The sequence below is a fragment of the Streptomyces sp. NPDC029674 genome (assembly GCF_044903205.1).
Classification (GTDB): Bacteria; Actinomycetota; Actinomycetes; order Streptomycetales; family Streptomycetaceae; genus Streptomyces.
The window spans coordinates 408643-433331 of record NZ_JBJDPY010000002.1 but is presented as its reverse complement, the minus strand read 5'-3'; the positions used below and the strand labels follow the sequence as shown (position 1 = coordinate 433331).

Genomic DNA, 24689 nt, shown 5'->3' with positions numbered 1-24689 from the left:
CCCATCCTACGGCCCGGCGCGGGGCGCACGGTGCCCCGCGGCCGCCCCGGTCCCGGGAAGCGCTCTCAGTAGCCGGGAAGGGTGCGCGGGCCGAGGTCGTCGCGGGCGGGCGGGGGCGCGAGGCGGACGGACGCGTCGAGTACGGAGAGGCCGCGCTGGGCGACGACCACCGGCTCCAGGGAGACGGCGACCACTTCGGGGTGGTCGTCGACGAGCCGGGAGACCCGCTGGAGCAGCTCTTCGAGGGCCGGGGTGTCCACGGGGGCGGAGCCTCGCCAGCCGAAGAGGAGTGGTGCGGTCCGGATGGACCTGACCATGGAGCCCGCCTCCCGGTCGGTGACGGGGACGAGGCGGTGGGCGGTGTCGCCGAGCAGTTCGGAGGGGGCGCCCGCGAGGCCGAACGAGAGCACCGCTCCGGCGGCCGGGTCGATGACCGCGCGCACGACGGTGTCGACGCCGCGCGGCACCATGCCCTGCACGACGGGGCGCAGCTCGGCGGGGCTGCCGAAGGCGTCCGTCAACTCCTGGTACGCCCGGCGCAATTGTTCCTCGTCGGCGAGGTCGAGCCGCACCCCGCCGAGGTCGGCCCGGTGGCGCAGGTGCGGGGCCGTGGTCTTCAGGGCGACCGGATAGCCGAGGGTGCGTGCGGCCTCCGCCGCCGCGTCGGGGCCGGGCGCGGGCAGGGCCTGTCGTACGGGGATGCCGTACCGCCGGAGCAGTTCGTGGGCGTCCGCCGGGGCGAGGGTCAGACCGCGCGGGTCGTCGTCCTTGGCGAGCAGTTCCGCGATGCGCCCGGCGGCCCCGCTCTCGTCGATGTCGTCGTACTCGGGCACCCGCCCCGGCTCGGCGGCCTCGCGCCGCCACTGTGCGTACTTGACGGCTTCGGAGAGGGCGCGGACGGCACGCTCGGCGGCGGGGTAGGCGGGGATGCGGTACTGCTCGGTGGCGGCTGCCGGCTCCTCCGGGGCGTCCGGCGCGGCCGCCTCCGCGGGCTGCCTGCTGGTCGGCGGGGCGGGGGCGTCGGGGCGGGTGCTGGCCGCGGCGGCCAGTGCCTCGGCGAGCCCGCCGAGCTCGACGTGGACCACGGCGACGGGCTTCGCGGGGCATCCCGCGGCGGCGGCCCGCAACTCCGTGGCCAGCGTCTCGGGGTCGGTGGTGGCCCCGTCCTCCCCCACCCAGGGGATCGCGTTGACGATCACCGCGTCGCAGCCGTCGTCCGACAGTGCCTCGGTGAGCGCGGTACGGAAGTCGGCCGGGGTGGCTCCGGTCGTGAGGTCGCGCGGCGGCAGGGGCCGCAGTCCGTCGGCGACACACGCGTCGTACGTGAGGAGGCCGAGGGACTCGGAGTTCCCGAGGATGCCGACACGGGGCCCGGAGGGCAGCGGCTGCCCGGCGAGCAGCAGGCCCGCGTCGACCATCTCGGTGACGGTGTCGACGCGGATGACGCCGGCCTGGCGCAGGAGCGCGGAGACGGTGGCGTGCGGCAGGCGGGTGGCCTGTACGGCGTGACCGGTCGGTGTGATGCCGCTGTGGCGGGCGCCCTGGACGACGACGAGGGGCTTGGTGGCGGCCGAACGCCGTGCCAGGCGGGTGAACTTGCGCGGGTTGCCGATGGTCTCCAGGTACATGAGCGTGACGTCGGTGTCCGGGTCCTCGAACCAGTACTGCAGGAGGTCGTTGCCGGACACGTCCGCGCGGTTGCCGGAGCCGACGAACGTGGACAGTCCCGCGCCCCGTCGGTGCAGCCCGGAGAGCAGGGCGATACCGATGGCGCCGGACTGGGTGAACAGGCCGATGCGTCCGCGCGCGGGGGACTGCGGGGCGAGGGAGGCGTTGAGCCGCGTCTCCGGAGAGGTGTTGATGACTCCGAAGGCGTTCGGGCCGATGATGCGCATGCCGTACGAGCGGGCCTGGCGCACCAGTTCCCGCTGCCGCTCGCGGCCGAGCCGACCGCTCTCTCCGTAGCCTGCCGACAGCACCACGAGGCCACGCACTCCGCGCTCGCCGCACTCGGCGACGGCCTGCGGGACGCGCTCGGCGGGCACGGCGATCACCGCGAGGTCGACGGGCTCCTCGATGGCCGCCACGGAGCGGTGCGCGGGCACTCCGTCGATGTGCGCGCCGTCGGCCTCTTCTCCGAAGGCGCTGTTCACCGCGTACAGGCGCCCGGTGAAGCCGGACTCCCGGAGGTTGGTCAGCACGCTGCGGCCCACGCCGCCGACGGCCCGGCCCACGCCGATCACCGCGACCGAGCCCGGTGTGAGGAGGCGCTGCACGGACCGTCCCTCGGCGCGCTGTTCGCGGGCGCGCTGCACGGCGAGCGAGCGGTCGGTGGGCTCCAGGTCGAACTCCAGGCGGACGACGCCGTCCTCGAAGCTGCGCTTCTGCTGGTAGCCCGCGTCCGTGAACACCTTGATCATCTTGGTGTTGGCGGGCAGCACCTCGGCGGCGAAGCGCCGGATGCCGCGCTCCCTGGCGACGGCCGCGATGTGTTCGAGGAGCGTGGAGGCGACGCCCCGGCCCTGGTGGGCGTCCTGCACGAGGAAGGCGACCTCGGCCTCGTCGGCGGGCGCGCTGGCGGCCATGCCGCGCTCGTCGATGCGGTCGTAGCGCACGGTGGCGATGAACTCGCCGCCCACCGTGGCCGCGAGGCCCACCCGGTCCACTTGGTCGTGGTGGGTGAAACGGTGCACGTCCTTGGCGGACAGCCGCGGATAGGGCGCGAAGAAGCGGTAGTACTTCGACTCGTCCGAGACCTGTTCGTAGAAGCTGACCAGGCGGTCCGCGTCCTCGGCCGTGATGGGCCTGATCCGGGCGGTGCCTCCGTCGCGCAGCACCACATCGGCTTCCCAGTGGGAGGGGTAGTCGTGCCGATCCTGCTGATCCGACGGGGTCTGCATGGGGCCAGGGTACGGGTCGCGCGGCCGTCGGGGCCGGGGCAAGCTGGGACGGGTCGAAGGCGGCCGGGACCGGACGTACGTCCGACAGAGCACCCGTGACGGCATGAGACACTGGTCTAGACAAGTGTGAGTCACCTGGAAGGGCAGCAACACATGGCTGAGCGCCGCGTCAACGTCGGCTGGGCCGAGGGCCTTCACGCCCGACCCGCCTCCATCTTCGTCCGCGCGGCCACGGCCGCGGGCGTCCCCGTGACGATCGCCAAGGCCGGCGGCAACCCGGTCAACGCCGGCTCGATGCTCGCGGTGCTCGGCCTGGGCGCCCAGGGCGGCGAGGAGATCACCCTCGCCTCCGACGCCGAGGGTGCCGACGCCGCCCTCGACCGTCTGGCGAAGCTGGTCTCGGAGGGGCTCGAGGAGCTGCCGGAGACGGTCTAGGACACGTTCCTCGCATTACGTGAATGGGGTCACCCGGAATTCCGGGTGACCCCATTCACGTATTCTCGTTTTCCATGGAGTCTTTTGGCGCCGCTCTTTTCTCTTGTCTTTGTATACGGCACCTCCGTTAATTCCGGAGGCTCACCGTGTTTACGGCATGTTGCGAATCCCTCACACGGCCGGCCCGTCGCGCCGAGCGCAATCGGTGGGCGGCCGTCGTCCGTTCGGCGTGCGCGGTGGTGAGCGCCCTGGCCCGCTCCGGGTCCCGGCGGACGACCGCGTCGAGGATCGCGGCGTGCTCCGCCCAGGACTCGGCCGGTGCCGCCGGGCTCTCCACGACGTACATCCAGGCGATCTTGTGCCGGAGCTGGGTGAGCAGCGCGCTGAGGCCGGGGCTCTGGGAGGCCTGGGCGAGCGTCTCGTGGAACCAGCCGCCCAGTGAGCGCAGATCCTCCCCCAGGCCGCTCCTGGAGCGCTCCTGACCCAGCCTCACGAGTCCGCGCAGCACCTTCAGGTGCGCGTCCGTGCGGCGCTGCGCGGCGCGCGCCGCGGCGAGCGGTTCGAGCAGCGTCCTGACCTCCAGGAGGTCGGCGGCCTCCTGCTCGGTCGGCTCGGCGACGCACGCGCCCGCGTGCCTGCGCGTGACGACGAAGCCCTCGGCCTCCAGCGTGCGCAGGGCCTCGCGCACGGGCACCCGGGATACGCCGTAGCGGCGCGCGAGGAGTTCCTCGGTGAGCCGCCCGCCCCTTTCGTGGACGCCGGCGACAATATCGTCCCGAATGGCCGTGCATACCGAGTGCGCGGGAACGCGCATGTCCGGACCTCCGCCTTAATCCCCGCGAAACGCGGTCGACCGACGCTCATTCAGTGACTCTATTGCAGAACGCCGGGATTTCCGACGGCGGGCCGGAATCCATGGATATCTTTTGGCCAGGGGCGGAACGACGGCAACGCGAAAGCCCCGGCTCTGGGCGAGCCGGGGCTTTCGGAGCTGTACGGGGTCCGTCAGACGTTGACGCCGTGCGAGCGGAGGTAGGCGACCGGGTCGATGTCCGAGCCGTACTCCGCGCCGGTGCGGGCCTCGAAGTGGAGGTGCGGGCCGCTGGAGTTGCCGGTGGAACCGGAGAGGCCTATCTGCTGGCCCGGGGTGACCGCCTGGCCCACGGTGACGCTGAGGGACGACATGTGGCCGTACTGGGTGTACGTGCCGTCGTTCATCTTGATGACCACGTTGTTGCCGTACGCGCCGCCCCAGCCGGCCTCGACGACGGTGCCGGAGCCGACCGCGTGGACCGAGGTGCCGGACGCCGCGTGGAAGTCCACGCCGGTGTGGCTGCCGGAGGACCACATGGCGCCGCCGGTCTGGTAGCCCGTGGAGACGTACGAGCCGCTGATCGGGGAGACGTAGGTGTTCAGGCGCTTGCGCTCGGCCTCGCGCGCGGCGCGCTCCTTGGCCTCGCGCTCCTTCTTGGCCTTCGCCTTGGCCTCGGCCTCCGCCTTGCGCTTCTCCTCGGCGGCCTTCTTCTTGGCGGCCTCTTCGGCCTGCTTGGCGGCAGCGGCGTCGTCGGCGGCCTGCTGCTGCGCCGCGGCCTGCGCGTCGATGCTCGCGGCGAGCGAGTCGCCCACGGAGACCGCCTGGGTCAGACCGGTGTGCTCCATCGCCGCCTCGTCGGGGGCGGCGAGAGCGGGGGCCGCGAGGCCGCCGATGACACCGGTGGTGGTGAGCGCCGCGACGCCGGCGACGTTCGCGGTGGTACGCGTGAGGCGGCTCGGACGACGGTGCTTCCCGGTGGCACGGGTGAACGCCATGTGGCGGGTGATCCTTTCCTTCCTTCTCGCCTACCGGGTTAGCTGACGGGTTCGGAGCAGGAAGGTCTCCTACGGACCCCTCACCTCGCGGCAAGGTGCCCGATTCACCCCAGGGGACATGTGGGTCCCCGGCTCCCCTGGCTCGCGCCGTACGGGGACTCGGCGATGACTGTCCGGTGCCGCGGATGCGGCGTACTGCGCGACGGACAGCCGGGTCGACGCTAAACGGGCCGACTGCAATCGACAAACAGAAGTCATATTTTGTAGCGCACGCCACACGGCAGACAGGCAACCACCGTATGAAATCGGGCATATAGGGGCCCCGGCACCTCAAGCGGTCACCGGGGCCCCACAGGTCCTGACTGTCACTCAGCTGGTGACCACGCTCACTTCGCCGATGCCGAGCGCCCTGACGGGCTCCTCGATCTGCGCGGCGTCCCCGACGAGGACCGTCACCAGACGGTCCTCCGGGAAGGCGTTCACGACGGCGGCGGTGGCCTCCACGGTGCCGGTGGCGGCCAGCTGCCGGTACAGCTGCGCCTGGAAGTCGTCCGGCAGGTTCTGCTCGACCTGGTCGGCGAGGGTGGCCGCCACGGAGGCCGCCATCTCGTACTTGAGCGGGGCGACGCCCACCAGGTTCTGCACGGCCACGTCGCGCTCGGCGTCCGTGAGGCCCTCGGCGGCGAGCACCCGCAGGACCTTCCACAGGTCCTCGAGCGCCGGTCCCGTGTTGGGGGTGTCGACGGAGCCGCTGATGGCGAGCATCGCGGCGCCCGACCCGTCCGGCGCCGAACGCAGGACCTGGCTGAACGCCCTTACACCGTAGGTGTATCCCTTCTCCTCGCGAAGGACACGGTCCAGACGCGAGGTGAGGGTGCCGCCCAGGCAGTACGTGCCGAGGACCTGGGCCGGCCAGACGCGGTCGTGCCGGTCGGGACCGATGCGGCCGATCAGCAGCTGCGTCTGGACGGCGCCGGGGCGGTCCACGATGACGACGCGGCCGCGGTCGTCGGCGGTCACCGGCGGCACCGGGCGCGGCTCGCCCGGGGAGCCCGTCCAGGCGCCGACGGTGTCCGCGAGGACGGCGTCCAGGTCGGTGCCGGTCAGGTCGCCGACCACGACGAGGGTGGCCGTGGCGGGGCGGACGTACTTCTCGTAGAAGGCGCGCACCGCCGCCGAATCGATGGCCGCGACCGTCTCCTCGGTGCCCTGGCGGGGCCGCGACATGCGCGAGGTGGCCGGGAAGAGCTGCCTGGAGAGCTCCTTGGCGGCGCGGCGCGCCGGGTTGGCGGCCTCGTGCGGGATCTCGTCCAGGCGGTTGCGGACGAGCCGCTCGATCTCGCTGTCCGCGAAGGCGGGGGCACGCAGCGCGTCGGCGAGCAGGCCGAGCGCCTTGGGGAGCCGGGAGACCGGGACTTCGAGGGAGACGCGTACGCCGGGGTGGTCGGCGTGCGCGTCCATGGTGGCGCCGCAGCGGTCGAGCTCGGCGGCGAACTCCTCAGCGGAGTGCTTGTCGGTGCCTTCGTTGAAGGCCCTCGCCATGATCGTGGCGACGCCGTCGAGGCCCTCCGGCTCGGCGTCCAGGGGCGCTTCGAGGTTGATCTCGACGGCGACGACCTGCTGGCCGGGGCGGTGGCAGCGCAGCACGGTGAGGCCGTTGGGCAGCGTGCCGCGCTCGGGCGCCGGGAAGGCCCAGGGCTTGGCGGTGCCGGCCTGTGGCTGGGGGTGGAACTGCATCGTCGCGGCCTCGGTCACTTCGCCGCCTCCTCTTCTTCCTCAGCGTCCTCTGCGCCCTCGTCGGCGGCAGTCACGGGTTCGTACACGAGCACCGCGCGGTTGTCCGGGCGCAGCCGGGCCTTGGCGACCTCCTGGACCTCTTCCGCCGTGACGTCGAGGACGCGCTGGACGGCGGTCAGGGCGAGCTGCGGGTCACCGAACAGGACGGCGAACCGGCAGAGTTCGTCGGCGCGGCCCGCGACCGTGCCGAGCCGGTCCAGCCACTCGCGCTCCAACTGCGCCTGGGCGCGCTCCATCTCCTCCGGAGTGGGGCCCTCCGCGGCGAAGCGGGCCAGCTCCTCGTCGACGGCGGCCTCGATCACGGGGACCTCGACGTCGCCGGACGTCTTCACGTCCAGCCAGCCGAGCGAGGGCGCCCCGGCCAGCCGCAGCAGGCCGAAGCCCGCGGCGACCGCGGTGCGGTCCCGGCGCACGAGCCGGTTGTAGAGCCGGGAGGACTCGCCGCTGCCGAGGACGGTGAGGGCGATGTCGGCCGCGTCGCACGCGCGCGTGCCGTCCTCCGGGAGGCGGTAGGCGGCCATCAGGGCGCGGGCCGGGACGTCCTCCTCGACGACCTCGCGCAGCTCCTCGCCGATGCGCTCGGGCAGGGACCCGTCGCGCGGCGGCTGCTTGCCGTCGTGCCCGGGGATCGAACCGAAGTACTTCTCGATCCAGGCGAGCGTCTGCTCCGGGTCGATGTCGCCGACGACCGAGAGGACGGCGTTGTTGGGCGCGTAGTACGTACGGAAGAACGCGCGTGCGTCGTCCAGGGTGGCCGCGTCCAGGTCGGCCATGGAGCCGATCGGCGTGTGGTGGTAGGGGTGGCCCTCCGGGTACGAGAGGGCGGTGAGCTTCTCGAAGGCAGTGCCGTACGGGACGTTGTCGTAGCGCTGGCGGCGCTCGTTCTTGACGACGTCGCGCTGGTTCTCCATGGACTCTTCATCCAGGGCGGAGAGCAGCGAGCCCATCCGGTCGGCCTCGAGCCAGAGGGCGAGCTCCAACTGGTGGGCGGGCATCGTCTCGAAGTAGTTGGTGCGCTCGAAGCTCGTCGTGCCGTTGAGCGAGCCGCCCGCGCCCTGGACCAGCTCGAAGTGGCCGTTGCCGTGCACCTGCTTCGAGCCCTGGAACATGAGGTGCTCGAAGAGGTGCGCGAGGCCGGTTCGCCCCTTGACCTCGTGGCGGGAGCCGACGTCGTACCAGAGGCAGACCGCGGCGACGGGGGTCAGGTGGTCCTCGGAGAGCACCACGCGCAGGCCGTTGGCCAGCCGGTGCTCGGTCGCTGTCAGGCCGCCGGAGCCGGCCTCGGCTGTGGCCGTGTGACCCATGGGCATGTACGTCCCTTCGATCGCTAAAACATTGCTGGTTCTGCCAGTCCTGCCACTGTATGCAAGCGTGTGGACACCTGACGAAGTTCCCGGTCCGCCCTCGGCGTAGTCCCGGCCGACACCGCCGGTGCACGGGTCGTGGTCGGCGTTGTCAGTGGGACAGTCCACAATGGTCGGCGTCAGTACCCGCACTTGCTTGGTGAAGGAGCCGCAGCAGCGATGGCCCGCCGCAGCACGAAGACCCCGCCGCCCGACGACTCGTACGAGGAGAAGATCCTCGACATCGACGTCGTCGACGAGATGCAGGGCTCCTTCCTCGAGTACGCGTATTCGGTCATCTACTCCCGTGCCCTGCCGGACGCCCGCGACGGCATGAAGCCGGTGCACCGCAGGATCGTGTACCAGATGAACGAGATGGGCCTGCGCCCCGACCGCGGCTACGTGAAGTGTGCCCGTGTCGTCGGCGAGGTCATGGGTAAATTGCACCCGCACGGAGACGCGTCGATCTACGACGCCCTGGTGCGCATGGCCCAGCCCTTCTCGATGCGCCTCCCGCTGGTGGACGGCCACGGCAACTTCGGCTCGCTCGGCAACGACGACCCGCCTGCAGCCATGCGGTACACCGAGTGCAGGATGGCCGACGCCACCTCGCTGATGACGGAGTCGATCGACGAGAACACCGTCGACTTCGAGCCGAACTACGACGGCCAGGAGATGGAGCCGACCGCCCTCCCGGCGGCGTATCCGAACCTCCTGGTCAACGGCGCGTCGGGCATCGCCGTCGGCATGGCGACGAACATGCCGCCGCACAATCTCGGCGAGGTCATCGCCGCCGCCCGCCACCTGATCAGGCACCCGGGCGCCGACCTCGAGACCCTGATGAAGTACGTGCCGGGCCCCGACCTGCCCACGGGCGGCCGGATCGTCGGGCTGAACGGCATCAAGGACGCTTACGAATCGGGCCGCGGCTCCTTCAAGATCCGCGCCACGGTCTCCGTGGAGAACGTGACGGCGCGCCGCAAGGGCCTCGTCGTCACCGAACTGCCCTTCACGGTCGGCCCCGAGAAGGTCATCTCCAAGATCAAGGACCTGGTCGGCTCGAAGAAGCTCCAGGGCATCGCCGACGTCAAGGACCTCACCGACCGCTCGCACGGCCTGCGCCTGGTCATCGAGATCAAGAACGGCTTCGTGCCCGAGGCCGTCCTGGAGCAGCTCTACAAGCTGACGCCGATGGAGGAGTCCTTCGGCATCAACAACGTGGCGCTGGTCGACGGCCAGCCCCTCACCCTCGGCCTCAAGGAGCTCCTGGAGGTCTATCTCGACCACCGGTTCAACGTGGTGCGCCGGCGCAGCGAGTTCCGCCGCGGCAAGAAGCGCGACCGCCTGCACCTGGTCGAAGGCCTCCTGGTCGCCCTCCTGGACATCGACGAGGTCATCCGCCTCATCCGCTCCAGTGACAACTCCGCGCAGGCCAAGGAGCGCCTGATCGAGCGCTTCTCGCTCAGCGACATCCAGACGCAGTACATCCTGGACACCCCGCTGCGCCGCCTGACCAAGTTCGACCGCATCGAGCTGGAGTCCGAGCGCGACAAGCTCAACGGCGAGATCGACGAGCTGACCGGCATCCTCGACTCGGACGCCGAGCTTCGCAAGCTGGTCTCCTCCGAACTGGCCGCCGTCGCCAAGAAGTTCGGCACCGACCGGCGCACGGTGCTCCTGGAGTCGGCCGGCTCCCCGGCCGCCACGGTCTCGCTCCAGGTGGCGGACGACCCGTGCCGGGTGCTCCTGTCGTCGACGGGTCTCCTGGCCCGTACGGCCAACGGCGACCCCTTCGCCGACGGCGACACCAAGCGCGTCAAGCACGACGTGATCGTCTCGGCGGTACCGGCGACGGCGCGCGGCGAGGTGGGCGCGGTCACCTCCCAGGGGCGGTTGTTGCGCCTGTCCGTAGTGGACCTTCCCCAGCTGCCGGAGACGGCGAGCGCGCCCAACCTCTCCGGAGGAGCGCCCGTCGCCGAGCTGCTCTCCCTGGAGAAGGACGAGAAGCTGATCTGCCTGATGACGCTCGACGAGTCCTCGCCGGGTCTCGCGCTCGGCACCGAGCAGGGCGTCGTCAAGCGCGTGGTCCCCGACTATCCGTCCAACAAGGAGGAGTTGGAGGTCATCACCCTCAAGGACGGTGACCGGATCGTCGGCGCGGCCGAGCTGCGCACCGGCGAGGAGGACCTGGTCTTCATCACGGACGACGCCCAGCTCCTGCGCTACCAGGCCTCGCAGGTCCGCCCCCAGGGCCGTCCCGCGGGTGGCATGACGGGCATCAAGCTCGCCGACGGCGCGAAGGTCATCTCCTTCGCGGCGGTGGACCCGGCGGTGGACGCGGTGGTCTTCACGGTGGCGGGCTCGCGCGGCACCCTCGACGACTCGGTGCAGACGACGGCCAAGCTCACGCCGTTCGACCAGTACCCGCGCAAGGGCCGCGCCACGGGCGGAGTGCGCGTCCAGCGGTTCCTGAAGGGCGAGGACTGTCTGAGCTTCGCCTGGGCGGGCCCGACGCCCCCGCACGCGGCGCAGCGGAACGGGTCGCCGGCCGAGCTGCCGGAGATCGACCCGCGCCGTGACGGTTCGGGCGTCTCCCTGGCGAAGCCGGTGGCTGCGGTGGCGGGACCGGTGTAGCGCCGCGGCTAGACCTCTTCGGCCGGCTCCTCATCCGGCTCCTGGACCTCTTGGACGTACCGCAGTACGCCCCACATGGCCCGTTCATCGGCCTGTGGGGCGTACTCGCGACAGGCCGCCAGCTCCTTCTCCAGGGCCGGTACGTCGATGTGCGACCCGATCAGCACGAGCTGGGTCAGCCGCGGCTCGTCCGGGCCCCACGGCTCCGGGTAGAAGCGCAGGAACCGCCCCACGGCGTGCACCTCGTACCGGTTGCGCGGGTCGGCGGCGCCGAAATCGACGTACCCCTTGATGCGGTAGAGCCCTTCGGGCCTGCTGTCGAGCAGGGCCATCAAGGGGCGCGGGCCCATGGGCACTTCGGAGGTGAAGGCGAGGCTTTCGTAGGCGGAGTGCATGTGGTCGTGGTGCTCGCCGTCCGCTTCGTGGTCCCGCAGATCGTCGAACGAGAGCTGCCCGATCCGCTCCCCCACCGGCGCGCGGTCGAAGAACAGCTCGACGTCGACGCGGCCGTAGGAGGCGGCGGCGACGGCCGCGCGACCCGCGAGCCCACGCACGACATCGAGGACGCGCTCACGCTCCTCGGCGGGCACGCGGTCGGTCTTGTTGACCACGACGAGATCGGCGATGCCCAGGTGCCGGTCCACCTCGGGATGCCGCTCCCTGGTGGCGTCGAACTCGGCGGCGTCGACGACCTCGACGAGCCCTCCGTAGACGATGTGCGGGTTCTCGCTGGCGAGGAGCATCTTCACGAGCTCCTGCGGCTCGGCGAGTCCGCTCGCCTCGATGACGATGACGTCGATCCCGGCGGCGGGCCGGGCGAGCCGCTCCAGGTACTCGTCGAGCTCACTGGCGTCCACGGCGCAGCACAGACACCCGTTGCCGAGGGAGACGGTCGAGTCGCCGAGCCGGCCCGCGACCGACATGGCGTCGATCTCGATCGAACCGAAGTCGTTGACGATCGCCCCGATCCGGCTGCCGCCGCTGCGGTGCAGCAGATGGTTGAGCAGGGTCGTCTTGCCCGAGCCCAGGAACCCGGCGAGGACGACGACCGGAATCTGCTGCTTGTTCAACGCGGACCTCTCGTGCCGACGCTGGTACGGACCGCGGCGGATCCCGTACGACGAATGAAGACCGGCCCAGGATAGGCACGCGTGGCCGGGCCGCGAAGTGAACGATTGTTAGCGGCGCTCGCGGGGCACACGTTAGGCACGGCGCCGGGACGCACGACCGCTTCTGCCCCCCGTGCGCCGCCGTGCCACCTCCCCGCCGATCAGAGCCGCTCGGCAGTCTGGGAGACGGCAAGCGCACCGCCCACCGCTCGCCGGTCCGCTCCCTGTCGACCCGCATCCGACGACCGGCGGACGGTCGCCCGAATCGGGGGTTGACATGTTCACAAAGATGCACGCGGCAGAAATGCTGCGCTGCGTTGTCACAGCAGGGCTCGGCATCGCCGCGGGGGCCGTCGCCACCACGGCCGCGCAGCGACGCGCCATCGACGCGCTCGACGAGCGGCTCAAGTGCTTGGAGCGGACAGCGCGAGCCCAGCGCCACACGAACCTCACCTGCCAGCAGCGGTTGCACTGGGAGCTGCTGAGCAAGGCCATGGACGACGCGGACCTCGCCGAGGTGCTCGACGCCTACGGAGAGGGCGTCTCCGCCAAGCGGCAACGGCAGTACCTCTACGCCAACGCCATGTACACCAACATGGTGCTCAACTACCGCATCGGGAACTTCACCAGGGAGCAGTTCTACGGTTACGCCCGCGGCATGCTCCAGAACCCCATCGTCCGGGAGTACTGGCACGCGACCCAACCTCACCGCGCGACACTGGACGGTGCCACGGAGGAGGCACAGCTGGGCCTGTTGGTCGACGATCTCCTACGTCAGTTGGAGGAGGCGGACATCGACGAGTGGTGGGTGGTGGGCGAGCCACCGCCGCCGGAGCCCGCGTGAGTCCACCTCGGTCCATCCGAGTCCACCTGGATCCACCTCAATCCATATGAGTCCACATGGGCGAACGCACAGACGTCCCGGCCGTGTCGCGGACACCGCCCGTAACCAAATTCGGCACTGTGACGTTCTGCAGTGCCAGACGGTGAACGCCAGATTCACGCGCGTTCATCCGCGCGGGACTTCACCACCACAAGAGCGCCGGTGTTCCGCCCGTTTGTCTGCGAGCCCTTCCGGACCCGGGTCTCACGGTGCGGCAAAACGCGTCGGTCGCGAGATCAAAGGGAAACGACAGTGAGCCAGATCATCCGTCGGATCGGGGCGTCTCCTCGCGCTCGAGGCTGCGCGACAGGCCAGAACTGCCCGGACATCTTCGAACTGTCCGACGGAAGTTTCGCTGTCATCGGCACCGACGTCACAGCCACACTGGACGCCACTCTCCCCACGGACGCCTCGCGCGCCGACTACGAGCGCATCGTCACGATCTCCCGTGAGACTCTCATCCGGGCCAAGGCCGACATTCCCGACGCCTGACGGTCGGCGCCCCTCCTCCACACCCAGGGTGCCGACGCTCTCGGGGCGCCCGCACCCTGGAGTGATCCCGGTCAGCCGCGCGCGGGAACCGGCGCCGGAGGAACCGGTACCGGAGGAGCCATCCCCACATAGCGCGCCGCCGGCCGAATGATCTTCGAATCCCGCGCCTGCTCCAGGATGTTGGCGCTCCAGCCGACCACGCGCGCCGAAGCGAACGTGGGCGTGAACATCTCGCGGGGCAGCCCGCACAGCTCCATGACCACTCCCGCGTAGAACTCCACGTTCGTGTGCAGCTCACGCCCCGGCTTCAGCTCCGCCAGGATCGCCTCGACGTGCCGCTCGACCTCGACGGCGAACTCCACCAGGTCGCCGCCGAACTGCTCGGCGATGCCCCGCAGCATCCGCGAACGCGGGTCCTCCGTGCGGTAGACGGGGTGGCCGAAGCCCATGATGCGGTCCCCCGCGAGGACGCGCTCACGGACCCAGCCGTCGATGCGGTCGGGGGTGCCGATCGCGTCGAGGGTGTCGAGTGCCCGGCTGGGCGCACCGCCGTGCAGGGGGCCCGACAGCGCACCGACCGCGCCCACCAGGCAGGCCGCCACGTCCGCGCCGGTCGAGGTGATGACGCGGGCGGTGAACGTGGACGCGTTGAAGCCGTGGTCAATCGTTGAGATCAAGTACTGCTCGATCGCCCGGGCGCGGGCCGCGTCCGGCTCCGCACCGGTGATCATGTAGAGGTAGTTGGCGGCGTACGACAGATCGTCCCGGGGTTCGACCGGTTCGAGGCCCTGGCCGAGCCGGTGCAGCGCGGCGAGCAGGGTCGGCACCACGGCGGAAGCGGCCAGGGCGTCCGCGCGGCGCCGCTCGTCGTCGATGTCGTACACCGGGCGGAAGCCCTTCGACGCCCCGAAGAGCGACAGGGCGGTGCGCAGTCCGGAGAGCGGGCCCGACAGCACGCTGGCGCGGGCCACGGCGGGCAGTGCGGCGCTCACCTCCATGGGCAGGTGGCGCAGCGAGGCCGTGTGCGCGGCGAAGGCGGTGCTCTGCCCGGCGTCCGGCAGCTCGCCGTGGAACATCAGGTGCCATACGTCCTCGAAGCTGCGGCTCCGGGCGAGCTCGACGGCCGAGTACTGGCGGTAGTGGTAGAAGCCCTCGTATCCCCTGACGTCTCCGACTTCGGTCTCGGTGACGACGACGCCCGCGAGTCCTCGTGGGACCTCTACGGGCTCGGCGGGGGTGGTGGCGGAGCCATTGATCGGCATGGTGTTCCTCGACTTCCTCCCTGGACTTGTTCCGACTGTCCATGCTTGATTGGCGTTCCGTCAATATTGATTGGATCAATGTACGTATACATGCGTCGAGATGCGGATACGGTGACGCCTATGACGGATCAAGGAACCGCGTACGAAGGCCGGCGGCTCACTACCAAGGAAGCCGCCGAGCTGCTCGGCGTGAAGCCCGAGACCGTGTACGCGTACGTGAGCCGCGGCCAGTTGAGCAGCCGCCGCGGCCCGGGGGCGCGGGGCAGCACGTTCGACGCCAAGGAGGTCGAGGCGCTGGCCCGCAGGAACAGGCGGGAGCCCGCCTCGCCCACCACGGGCAACGAACTCTCCGTGCGCACCCGCATCACGCTCATCGACGAGGACCGCTACTACTACCGCGGCGTCGACGCCGCCGAGCTCGCCCTGAACCACTCCTACGAAGAGGTCGCCGAGTGGCTGTGGACCGGTGTCCTGCGCCCCGGCATCACCTTCACCGCCCCCGAGGAGACGGCCGCCGCGGCCCGTCGCGCCGTCAACGCGCTGCCCGAGCACAGCGGACCGACCGACCGGCTCCGCGTCGCCGCCATCTCCGCCGCGGCCGCCGACCCCCTCCGCTTCGACCTCTCCGAAGAGGCGGTCATCGGCACCGCGCGCACCCTCATCCCCACCCTCGTGGCCGCGCTCCCGCCGGTCCTGCCCGGCCACCGCGACGAGGGCCCCCTGGCCCGCCGCCTGTGGGCCCGGCTGACCGGCACGAAGCCCGACGAGGCCGCACTGCGCGCCCTGGACACGGCGCTCGCGCTGCTCGTCGACCACGACCTGGCCGCTTCGACGCTCGCCGTCAGGGTCGCGGCCTCGGCGCGGGCCCATCCCTACGCCGCGGTGTCGGCGGGGCTCGGCGTCCTGGAGGGCCCCCTGCACGGCGCGGCGAGCGGCCTCGCCCACCGCATGCTGCTCGACGTGCTCGACCGGGGCAGCGCGAGCCCCGTGGTCGCCGACGAACTCCGCGCCGGCCGCCGCGTTCCCGGCCTCGGCCACCGCCTCTACGCGGGAGAGGACCCGCGCGCGCAGGCGCTCTTCGCTCTCCTGGAAGTGATGCCGAAGGCGGGGCCCGCCCTCGCGGCGGCCCGCGACGTGGTGGCCACCACCGCCCGCCACACCGACCTGCGCGCCAATGTCGATCTCGCGCTGGCCGTCTTCACGGCCTCCTCCGGCATGCCCGCGGAGGCGGGCGAGACGATCTTCGCGGTGGCGCGCACGGCGGGCTGGATCGCGCACGCCCTGGAGGAGTACGAGGAGCGGCCGATGCGCATGCGTCCCAGCGGCCAGTACGTGGGGCTGCGCCCGCCACAGCCGATGCCTTGGGTCGAACGAGCCGAGATGGGGGCAGGTTAGGCTCACCTGCGTGAGTACGTGCGCGACCGCTTCGCGGGATCTGGCCGAGCCTCTCGCGGGGACCGCCGCCACCGCCAGGACATGGCTCCTGCTGGAACAGCCGGGCCCCTGGGGCGCCAAGGCGCTGACGTCCAGCCACCTCGACCCGGACGTGGGCCGCGCCCTGGAGAAGGCCGCCGAGGGAACCGGCGTGCGCGTCGCCCTCATCCGCCGCCCCGGACGCCATCCGGGCCGTCACCCGGACCAGCACCCGGACCAGCACCCGGAGGCCCGGTACCAGGTGTACCTGGGGCACACCGTCCCCGGTCGCACCTGGCTGCACGGCGCCGTGCTCGACGACCCGCGGCAACTGCTGGACCTCGACTTCGCGGCCCTCGGCGCGGGCGACCACGGTGGCTTCGGGACCCCGCACGCCGGCGCCCCGCTCGCGTTCGTCTGCACGAACGGCAAGCGTGACCGCTGTTGTGCCCTGCTCGGCAGGCCGCTCGCCGCCGCACTCACCGCCGCAGGGGAAGAAGGCGTTTGGGAGATCACTCATCTGGGTGGTCATCGGTTCTCGCCGACGCTGCTCGTGCTGCCCCACGGATACGCGTACGGGCGGATGGACGTGCCGGCCGTCAAGGAGGTCCTCGAGGCGGCGCGCACTGGGCACGTCGTCGCCCAGGGCTGCCGGGGCAGTTCGGCCTGGGACCGGCCCGGGCAGGCCGCCGAACTGGCGGTGCGCACGGCGACGGGAGAGGGCGCGGCCGGAACGCTCAGCGTCGTCGCCACCGACGGCACGGGCCCGCGTCGGGAGGTGACCGTCGCCCACACCGACGGCCGCCGGTGGCAGGTCACCGTCGCGCAGGGTGCTTCGCTGCCGCCCCGCCCGGAGAGCTGCGGCGCGGCTCTCGCGTCGCCCGCGCGGATGGACGTGGTGGCGATCCGCGCGTTCCCCGAGGGCCCCGACGGGCCCGGGTACGAGATCCCCGCCACACTGACTTCGGAGTAGCCCGCTCGCGGCCGTACCGTTCGTACACATGAGCCCGACCTCCCCTGCGCGACGCCTCCGCCTCGGTCTGCCGCGGCGTGTGTTCTCGCAGGTGCTGCTGATGCAGCTGGCCATCGCCGCCGGGGTCGCGGTCCTCGCCACCGGCCTCTTCCTCGCACCGCTGAGCGACCAGCTCGACGACCAGGCGATGCGCCGCGCGCTCGCCATCGCCCAGACGACGGCCGCCCAGCCGCAGATCGCCGAGGAGCTGTCGGCCTCACGGCCCACGGCCGACGGGCCGGTCCAGGCGGCCGCCGAACGGATCCGGCGGGCCAGCGGCGCCGAGTACGTCGTGATCATGAACAAGGACGGTGTGCGCTGGTCCCACACCGACCGCGCCCAGATCGGCAAGGTCGTCTCGACGGACCCGAGCGACGCTCTCGCGGGCCGCGACGTCATGGAGATCGACGACGGCACTCTCGGGCGCTCCGCCCGGGGCAAGGTGGCGCTGCGGGACACGCACGGGGACATCGTGGGTGCCGTCTCCGTAGGCATCGAGTACGACAGTGTGCGGGCCCGCCTGGTCCAGGCGATCCCTGGGCTGCTCGCCTACGCGGGCGGGGCGCTCGCCGTCGGCGCGCTGGCGGCGTATCTGATCTCCCGCAGGGTGCAGCGGCAGACCCGTGATCTGGCCTTCTCGGACATCTCCGCCCTGCTCGCGGAGCGCGAGGCGATGCTGCACGGCATCCGTGAGGGCGTCGTCGCCCTGGACCGCGCCGGCCGGATCCGGCTGCTCAACGACGAGGCGCAGCGTCTCCTCGGCCTCGGCACGGAAGTGATCGGGCAGTCGCTCGACGAGGCGTTCGGCCCGGGTCGTACGACCGACGTGCTCGCCGGCCGGGTCACCGGCACCGACCTGCTGACGGTGCGCGGGCAGCGTGTCCTGGTCGCCAACCGCATGCCCACCGACGACGGGGGCGCCGTCGCCACCCTGCGCGACCGCACGGAGCTGGAGCAGCTCGGCCGCGAGCTCGACTCCACCCGCGGCCTCATCGACGCCCTGCGCGCCCAGGACCACGAACACGCCAACCGCATGCACACCCTCCTCGGCCTGCTCGAACTGGAGATGTACGAGGAGGCGGCGGAGTTCGTCGGCGAGGTGGCGGGTGCGCACCGGGTGACCGCCGAGCAGATCACCGAGAAGATCCACGATCCGCTGCTCGCGGCGCTGCTGGTGGGCAAGGCCACGGTCGCCGCCGAGCGGGGCGTCGCGCTCTCCGTGCCGCGCGAGACCGCTCTGCCGGACCGGCTCGTCGACCCGGGCGGGCTCGTCACCATCGTCGGCAACCTCGTCGACAACGCGCTCGACGCCGCCGCGGGCACCCGCCACGCGCGCGTGGAGGTCGATGTGCGGACCGAGGGACGAACCGTGGTCCTCCAGGTCTCCGATTCCGGCCCGGGAGTCCCCGCCGAGCAGCACGAGACGATCTTCACCGAGGGGTGGACCACCAAGGAGCCCCCGGCTCACGGCAAGCGCGGCATCGGCCTCGCACTGGTCCGCAGGCTCGCCGAGCGGCAGGGCGGCAGCGTACGGGTCGGCGAAGCGGCGGACGGGGGCGCGGAGTTCACCGTCGTCCTGCCCGAGGCGCTCACACGCCCCGAACTCGCCGCCCCGGAGGAGGCACGATGATCGAGGGATTGATCAACGGGATGATCGAGGTTCTCGTCGTGGACGACGACGTCCGCGTCGCGGACGTCAACGCCGCCTACGTGGCGAAGATCCCCGGCTTCCGGGTGGCGGCGAAGGCCCACAACGCCGCCGAGGCCCTGCGCCTCGTCGAGGACGTCCCCGTCGATCTGGTGCTGCTGGACCACTATCTGCCGGACGACACGGGTCTCTCGGTCGTACGCAGTCTGCGTGAGCGCGGCCACCAGACCGACGTGATCATGGTGACCGCCGCACGCGACGTCGCCACGGTGCAGGCGGCGATGCGGCACGGCGCACTCCAGTACCTGGTCAAGCCGTTCTCCTATGCGGGCCTTCGCGCCAAGCTCGACGCGTACGCGACGCTGCGCCGCACTCTGGACGGCGGCGGCGAGGCGGAGCAGGCCGAGGTCGACCGCATCTTCGGCGCCCTCTCGGCGACTCCGGCGCCCGAACTGCCCAAGGGCCACTCCCCCACCACGGCGGAGCTGGTGCGGCGGGCCCTGATGGCCGCTGAAGGGCCGCTCTCGGCCCAGGAGCTGGCGGACCGCACCCGGTTGAGCCGGCAGACGGCACAGCGCTATCTGAAGCTTCTGGAGCGCACGGGCCGGGTCAGGCTCAGCCTCAAGTACGGTGACACGGGCCGCCCGGAGCACCGCTACGAGTGGGCGGCCAGCGTCTGAGCGTCCGGAGCCGCAGGAGCGACGGAACTCCGCGTCGCGGGGGAATCGTTACGCCGCTCCCGCACCGGTGAGCGACCGCACCTCCGTCTCCGCGTGCTTGGCCTCGTCGGCCGCCTCACGCGAGGTCATCGTGCCGAGCCAGCCCGCGAGGAAGCCCAGCGGGATGGAGACGAGGCCCGGGTTCTCCAGGGGGAAGTACTGGAAGTCCACCCCGGGGACCAGGGAGCCGGGCCCTCCGGAGACCACGGGCGACAGGATCACCAGCGCGAGTGCGGGCAGCAGTCCCCCGTACACCGACCACACCGCACCGCGCGTGGTGAAGTTCCGCCAGAACAGGGAGTAGAGCAGCACCGGCAGGTTGGCGGAGGCGGCGACAGCGAATGCGAGGCCGACCAGGAACGCGACGTTGAGGTCGCGGGCCAGCAGGCCGAGGCCGATGGCGACCACGCCGATCCCCGCCGCGGCGAGGCGGGCGACCGCCACCTCGCTGCGCGGCTTCGCGTTCCGGCGCCGCAGGGACGCGTACAGGTCGTGGGCGACGGACGCCGAGGAGGCGAGGGTGATGCCGGCGACCACGGCGAGGATCGTGGCGAAGGCGATGGCGGCGACGATCGCGAACAGAACCGTTCCCCCTGTGGAGTGGGCACCGCCGCCCAGGTCGAGCGCGAGGAGCGGAACCGCCGTGTTGCCCGCGGCGTTCGAACCGCGCACCGCGTCCGATCCCACGATGGCCGCCGCGCCGAAGCCGAGCACGATCGTCATCAGGTAGAAGCTGCCGATGAGACCGATGGACCAGATGACCGAACGGCGGGCGGCCCGCGCGGTCGGCACGGTGTAGAAGCGGGACAGGATGTGCGGCAGCCCGGCGGTGCCGAGCACGAGCGCGAGTCCGAGGCTGATGAAGTCGAGGCGCGCGGTCCAGTCGCCGCCGTACTTCAAACCGGGGGCGAGGAACCGGTCGCCGTGGCCGCTCCGGTCCGCGGCGGTCCGCAGCAGTTGGTCGAAGTCCCCGTGGAAGCGCACCAGGACGAGCACGGTCAGCGCGATCGCCCCGGCCATCAGGAGGACCGACTTGACGATCTGGATCCAGGTGGTGGCCCTCATCCCTCCGAACGACACGTAGATCACCATGAGCGCGCCGACGCCGATGACCGTCCAGGTCTGCGCCGCCCCGCTCGTCTCGCCGAGCAGCAGCGCCACCAGTGAGCCCGCCCCCACCATCTGCGCCACCAGGTAGAGAACGGACACGGTCACCGAGGACGTTCCCGCGGCGATCCGCACCGGGCGCTCCCGCATCCGCGCGGCGACGACGTCCCCGAGCGTGAACCGGCCGCAGTTGCGCACCAGTTCGGCCACGAGGAACAGCACGACCAGCCAGGCGACGAGGAAGCCCACCGAGTAGAGCAGCCCGTCGTATCCGAAGAGGGCGATCAGGCCGGAGATGCCGAGGAAGGAGGCGGCCGACATGTAGTCACCGGCGATGGCGAAACCGTTCTCCATGGGGGAGAAGAGCCGCCCGCCCGCGTAGAACTCCTCCGCCGTGCCACGCCGGTTGCGGCTCGCCCAGGTAGTGATCGCGAGGGTGACGGCCACGAAAACGCCGAACAGCAGGAGCGCCAGGCCCTGGTGATCACCTGTCATCGCTCGGCCCTCTGCTCCCCCGCCACGGCCGGCTCCCGCCGCTGCTCCCGCTCCTGCTCGAAGACGGACCAGCGCAGATCGAGTGCCGCCCGGTCCCGCCGCAGCCTCGCGTGTCGCGCGTACGCCCAGGTCAGCAGGAAGGTCGTGAGGAACTGCCCGAGCCCCGCCAGCATCCCCACGTTCACGGCTCCGGCGACGGGGTGTGCCATCAGGCCGGGCGCCGCCGTCGCGGCCACCACGTACGCCACGTACCAGGTGAAGAAGAAGACGGAGGCCGGTACCACGAACCGCCGGTACCTGCCGCGGACTTCCTGAAAGGCGTCGCTGCGCTGTACTTCCAGGTAGATGTCGGCCGGGCGCGCGCTCCGCTGCCGGGCGGGCGCAGCGCGCGGCGCCACCACGGAAGCCGGCGCTCCCGTACCGGCAGGCTCTCCCCAGCCGGACGCGAACGCGTCGTACCAGGGATCGCTCAGATCTCCGGACCGGTCCCGGCCGGCATCGGCCCGGCCCGGCGCCACATCGGGCCCGTCGTGCTTCTCCACCGAACTCTCCTTAGCCCGCGGCCCTGTTCGGCCACGTGCCCAAGGATGGACAGAACGGGAAGATCCCTGACTCTCCTACCAGCGCTCTTCACCCCATCAGGTGAAGGCACCTCGTAGGGGGGCCGTGCTCTCCACCCGTGAGTGGAGAGCACGGCCCCCTATGAGGTGTCCGCTATGAGGTACTCGCGCCTACGCGTCGATGCGCGAGCGGTCGAGCGTCGCCGCGGAGCTGGTGATGAACTCCTTGCGGGGCGCGACGTCGTTGCCCATCAGGAGGTCGAAGACCTGCTCGGCCGAGTCCAGATCGGAGATGTTGATACGGCGCAGGGTCCGGAACCGCGGGTCCATCGTCGTCTCGGCCAGCTGGTCGGCGTCCATCTCGCCCAGACCCTTGTACCGCTGGATGGAGTCCTTGTAGCGCACGTTCTTGCGCTGCAGCTCGAGCAGCGTCTCCCGCAGCTCGCGGTCCGAGTACGTGTAGATGTACTTGTCCTGGCCCTTCTTCGGCTGGCTGAGCTCGATGCGGTGCAGCGGCGGCACCGCCGCGAACACCCGGCCCGCCTCGACCATGGGCCGCATGTAGCGCTGGAACAGCGTCAGCAGCAGGATCCGGATGTGCGCGCCGTCGACATCGGCGTCCACGAGCAGGATGATCTTTCCGTAGCGCGCCGCGTCGATGTCGAAGGTCCGGCCCGACCCGGCTCCTATGACCTGGATGATCGCCCCGCACTCCGCGTTCTTCAGCATGTCCGTCACGGACGCCTTCTGAACGTTGAGGATCTTGCCCCGGATCGGCAGCAACGCCTGGAACTCGGAGTTCCGCGCCAGCTTCGCGGTGCCGAGCGCGGAGTCGCCCTCGACGATGAAGAGCTCGCTGCGCTCCACGTCGTCGCTGCGGCAGTCCGCCAGCTTCGCGGGCAGCGACGAGGACTCCAGGGCGGTCTTGCGCCGCTGGGCGTCCTTGTGCTGACGCGCCGCGATCCGCGTCCGGGCAGCCGCGACCGCCTTGTCCATGACCGCGCGGGCCTGCGCCTTCGCGTCGCGCTTGGTCGACGTCAGGAACGCCTTCAGCTCCTTGGCGATCACATTGGCGACGATGCGGTTGGCCGCGGAGGTGCCGAGCACCTCCTTGGTCTGGCCTTCGAACTGCGGCTCCGCCAGACGTACGGTGACGACCGCCGTGAGCCCCTCCAGGGCGTCGTCCTTGACGATGTCGTCCTCGGCGACACGGAGCACCTTCTGGGCGCGCATCGCCTCGTTCATCGTCTTGGTCAGCGAGCGCTCGAAGCCGCTGACGTGGGTGCCGCCCTTGGGGGTGGCGATGATGTTGACGAACGACTTGACCGTCGTGTCGTAGCCGGTGCCCCAGCGCATCGCCACGTCCACGCCGAGCTCGCGGGTGACCTCGGTCGGCGTCATCTGGCCGTGCTCGTCCAGCACGGGGACGGTCTCCTTGAAGCTGCCCTGGCCGGAGAACCGGAGCACGTCGCAGACCGCCTTGTCCTGCGCGAGGTACTCGCAGAACTCGCTGATGCCGCCGTCGAAGCGGAAGGATTCCTCACCCTTCGTGCCGCCCTCGCCCAGACCGAACTCGTCCCGCACGATGATGGTGAGCCCCGGCACCAGGAACGCGGTCTGCCGGGCCCGCTGGTGCAGGTTCTCCAGGGAGAGCTTGGCGTCCTTGAGGAAGATCTGGCGGTCGGCCCAGTAGCGGATCCGGGTGCCCTGGCGGTTCTTCGGGACCTTCTTGGTCTTGCGCAGCTTGGCCGACGGATCGAAGGGCGCGTCGGCCCCCTGCTTGGCGAAAGCCCCGGGGACGCCGCGCCGGAAGCTGATCGCGTGGGTGTGGCCGGCGCGGTCGACCTCGACGTCGAGGCGCGCGGAGAGCGCGTTCACCACGGAGGCGCCCACGCCGTGCAGACCGCCGGAGGCGGCGTACGAACCACCGCCGAACTTTCCGCCCGCGTGCAGCTTGGTCATGACGACCTCGACTCCGGAGAGTCCCGTCTTGGGCTCGACGTCGACCGGGATGCCTCGCCCGTTGTCCCGGACCTCTACGGAGGCGTCGTCGTGGAGGATGACCTCGATGTGGTCGCAGTACCCGCCCAGGGCCTCGTCGACGGAGTTGTCGATGATCTCCCAGAGGCAGTGCATCAGGCCTCGGCTGTCCGTCGACCCGATGTACATGCCCGGACGCTTGCGGACCGCCTCGAGCCCCTCCAGGACGAGCAGGTGCCGCGCGGTGTAGTTGGAACCGTCCCGGTCTGCTCCTGTCAGCAATGCTGTGGACGGCACGGACGTCTCGGCGGTCACGCGGTTCGCTCCTCGCTGAATTTCAAGGGGAGTCCTTTGGGGTAAGGACGCGGCTTCGGTTGCCGGTCCGAGGGTACCGAGGCCTGGTAGAGCCGTTGTCACGCCACCCTCGTCTCAACTCAGACTAGTCCAGACTCGCATACCTGTTCGATCCCTCGATGGAGTGAAGCGCACGTCACGTTCCCTTCGAGGCATGAACCATTTAGGCTCCGGGCACGTCCTCATGAACAACCGGCAAGCCAGCCGGGGAGGATCTGACCCTGACAGACAGCGCGAAACCGTAAGACACGTAAGAGACGCAATACGGCACATTCGCCGCCAACCGGCAACGGACAACCTCCTCGGAAAGAAACATTCGAGGAAAAGCCACGAGCGGGAACGTTTTCGGCCTGGTTGGATGTTGACCCTGGTACGACAGCTCGTCGAGCTAGAGAAGAGGCGACGTGACTACTGTTCTGACCCCCGCGAGCCCCCTGACGGCCGCTGATCGCTGCGACCGCTGCGGCGCCCAGGCATACCTGCGCGTCGTCCTGTTGAGCGGCGGTGAACTGCTCTTCTGCGCCCACCACGGACGCAAGTTCGAGCCGGAACTCAAGAAGATCGCCGCTGAGATACAGGATGAGACGGAGCGACTGACCGCCGTTCCCGACAGCAGCACCGAAGAGGAACGCTGACACCTCGCATCCACGACGAGCCAGCTCCGGCACACCAGGCCGGTGAACGGGCGGGGGGGGCCGCCCCCCCCCCCCCGGGGGGGCCCCCCCGCCCGGCCGCGG

The 24689-nt window shown here is 71.0% G+C and carries 19 protein-coding genes and 1 riboswitch; of the genes, 9 read left to right on the top strand and 10 right to left on the bottom strand.

Annotated features, from left to right (window positions below; genetic code table 11):
- Positions 1 to 65: 65 nt before the first annotated feature.
- The gene (locus ACI2L3_RS05900; RefSeq protein ID WP_404751064.1) at positions 66 to 2900 is read right to left on the bottom strand and encodes a GNAT family N-acetyltransferase; all 2835 of its coding nucleotides are present in this window, start codon (positions 2898 to 2900) and stop codon (positions 66 to 68) included.
- A 153-nt stretch (positions 2901 to 3053) separates the two neighbouring features.
- Between ACI2L3_RS05900 and ACI2L3_RS05895 the strand changes: the two genes are divergently transcribed.
- Positions 3054 to 3335 (top strand): HPr family phosphocarrier protein, encoded by a 282-nt coding sequence (locus ACI2L3_RS05895; protein WP_404751063.1) that lies wholly within the window; start codon positions 3054 to 3056, stop codon positions 3333 to 3335.
- A gap of 127 nt (positions 3336 to 3462) precedes the next feature.
- On the opposite strand, the gene ACI2L3_RS05890 is transcribed toward ACI2L3_RS05895, so the two are convergent.
- From ACI2L3_RS05890 to ACI2L3_RS05875, 4 genes are all read right to left on the bottom strand, one after another.
- Complete coding sequence (locus ACI2L3_RS05890) at positions 3463 to 4149, bottom strand: GntR family transcriptional regulator (protein ID WP_404751062.1); 687 nt, start codon at positions 4147 to 4149, stop codon at positions 3463 to 3465.
- Positions 4150 to 4340: 191 nt separating this feature from the next.
- Positions 4341 to 5144 (bottom strand): M23 family metallopeptidase, encoded by an 804-nt coding sequence (locus ACI2L3_RS05885; protein WP_404751061.1) that lies wholly within the window; start codon positions 5142 to 5144, stop codon positions 4341 to 4343.
- Between the two features lie 12 nt (positions 5145 to 5156).
- A riboswitch (cyclic di-AMP (ydaO/yuaA leader) is annotated at positions 5157 to 5319 on the bottom strand.
- Positions 5320 to 5513: 194 nt separating this feature from the next.
- A complete protein-coding gene (locus tag ACI2L3_RS05880; RefSeq protein WP_404751060.1) occupies positions 5514 to 6899 on the bottom strand; it encodes a M16 family metallopeptidase in 1386 nt (461 codons plus the stop codon).
- Complete coding sequence (locus ACI2L3_RS05875; RefSeq protein ID WP_404751059.1) at positions 6896 to 8251, bottom strand: M16 family metallopeptidase; 1356 nt, start codon at positions 8249 to 8251, stop codon at positions 6896 to 6898. Before ACI2L3_RS05875 ends, ACI2L3_RS05880 begins: the two co-directional genes overlap by 4 nt.
- A 213-nt stretch (positions 8252 to 8464) precedes the next feature.
- Here ACI2L3_RS05875 and ACI2L3_RS05870 point away from each other — a divergent pair, with 213 nt between their 5' ends.
- Entirely contained in the window at positions 8465 to 10918 is a 2454-nt protein-coding gene (locus ACI2L3_RS05870) for a DNA topoisomerase (ATP-hydrolyzing) subunit A (protein WP_404751058.1), read from the top strand.
- Positions 10919 to 10926: 8 nt separating this feature from the next.
- On the opposite strand, the gene ACI2L3_RS05865 is transcribed toward ACI2L3_RS05870, so the two are convergent.
- A complete protein-coding gene (locus ACI2L3_RS05865) occupies positions 10927 to 11988 on the bottom strand; it encodes a CobW family GTP-binding protein (RefSeq protein WP_404751057.1) in 1062 nt (353 codons plus the stop codon).
- A 328-nt stretch (positions 11989 to 12316) separates the two neighbouring features.
- Here ACI2L3_RS05865 and ACI2L3_RS05860 point away from each other — a divergent pair, with 328 nt between their 5' ends.
- The gene (locus ACI2L3_RS05860) at positions 12317 to 12871 is read left to right on the top strand and encodes a DUF6082 family protein (RefSeq protein WP_404751056.1); all 555 of its coding nucleotides are present in this window, start codon (positions 12317 to 12319) and stop codon (positions 12869 to 12871) included.
- 291 nt (positions 12872 to 13162) lie between these two features.
- Positions 13163 to 13402: a hypothetical protein gene (locus ACI2L3_RS05855; RefSeq protein ID WP_404751055.1), complete on the top strand. Its 240-nt coding sequence runs from the start codon at positions 13163 to 13165 to the stop codon at positions 13400 to 13402.
- 71 nt (positions 13403 to 13473) lie between these two features.
- Here ACI2L3_RS05855 and ACI2L3_RS05850 read toward each other — a convergent pair whose 3' ends face one another.
- Positions 13474 to 14664 carry a citrate synthase/methylcitrate synthase gene (locus ACI2L3_RS05850; RefSeq protein ID WP_404751054.1) on the bottom strand — a complete coding sequence of 397 codons (1191 nt, stop codon included), beginning with the start codon at positions 14662 to 14664 and terminating at the stop codon, positions 13474 to 13476.
- Positions 14665 to 14784: 120 nt separating this feature from the next.
- Here ACI2L3_RS05850 and ACI2L3_RS05845 point away from each other — a divergent pair, with 120 nt between their 5' ends.
- Genes ACI2L3_RS05845 through ACI2L3_RS05830 form a run of 4 tightly spaced genes read left to right on the top strand, consistent with a single transcriptional unit; the run spans position 14785 to position 19417 of the window.
- Positions 14785 to 16059 carry a citrate synthase family protein gene (locus ACI2L3_RS05845; protein ID WP_404751053.1) on the top strand — a complete coding sequence of 425 codons (1275 nt, stop codon included), beginning with the start codon at positions 14785 to 14787 and terminating at the stop codon, positions 16057 to 16059.
- A gap of 10 nt (positions 16060 to 16069) precedes the next feature.
- Positions 16070 to 17050 carry a sucrase ferredoxin gene (locus ACI2L3_RS05840; protein WP_404751052.1) on the top strand — a complete coding sequence of 327 codons (981 nt, stop codon included), beginning with the start codon at positions 16070 to 16072 and terminating at the stop codon, positions 17048 to 17050.
- Positions 17051 to 17078: 28 nt separating this feature from the next.
- Entirely contained in the window at positions 17079 to 18719 is a 1641-nt protein-coding gene (locus ACI2L3_RS05835; protein WP_404751051.1) for an ATP-binding protein, read from the top strand.
- 20 nt (positions 18720 to 18739) lie between these two features.
- A complete protein-coding gene (locus tag ACI2L3_RS05830) occupies positions 18740 to 19417 on the top strand; it encodes a response regulator (RefSeq protein ID WP_404751333.1) in 678 nt (225 codons plus the stop codon).
- A 48-nt stretch (positions 19418 to 19465) separates the two neighbouring features.
- On the opposite strand, the gene ACI2L3_RS05825 is transcribed toward ACI2L3_RS05830, so the two are convergent.
- The 3 genes from ACI2L3_RS05825 to ACI2L3_RS05815 form a co-directional block, all read right to left on the bottom strand.
- Positions 19466 to 21058, bottom strand: a complete 1593-nt coding sequence (locus ACI2L3_RS05825; RefSeq protein ID WP_404751050.1) for a cation acetate symporter — start codon at positions 21056 to 21058, stop codon at positions 19466 to 19468.
- A complete protein-coding gene (locus tag ACI2L3_RS05820; protein ID WP_404751049.1) occupies positions 21055 to 21600 on the bottom strand; it encodes a DUF485 domain-containing protein in 546 nt (181 codons plus the stop codon). Before ACI2L3_RS05820 ends, ACI2L3_RS05825 begins: the two co-directional genes overlap by 4 nt.
- Before the next feature lie 189 nt (positions 21601 to 21789).
- The gene (locus ACI2L3_RS05815; protein WP_404751048.1) at positions 21790 to 23913 is read right to left on the bottom strand and encodes a type IIA DNA topoisomerase subunit B; all 2124 of its coding nucleotides are present in this window, start codon (positions 23911 to 23913) and stop codon (positions 21790 to 21792) included.
- 443 nt (positions 23914 to 24356) lie between these two features.
- On the opposite strand from ACI2L3_RS05815, the gene ACI2L3_RS05810 reads away from it, so the two are divergent.
- Positions 24357 to 24587: a hypothetical protein gene (locus tag ACI2L3_RS05810; protein ID WP_362992703.1), complete on the top strand. Its 231-nt coding sequence runs from the start codon at positions 24357 to 24359 to the stop codon at positions 24585 to 24587.
- The last annotated feature ends 102 nt before the right edge of the window (positions 24588 to 24689 follow it).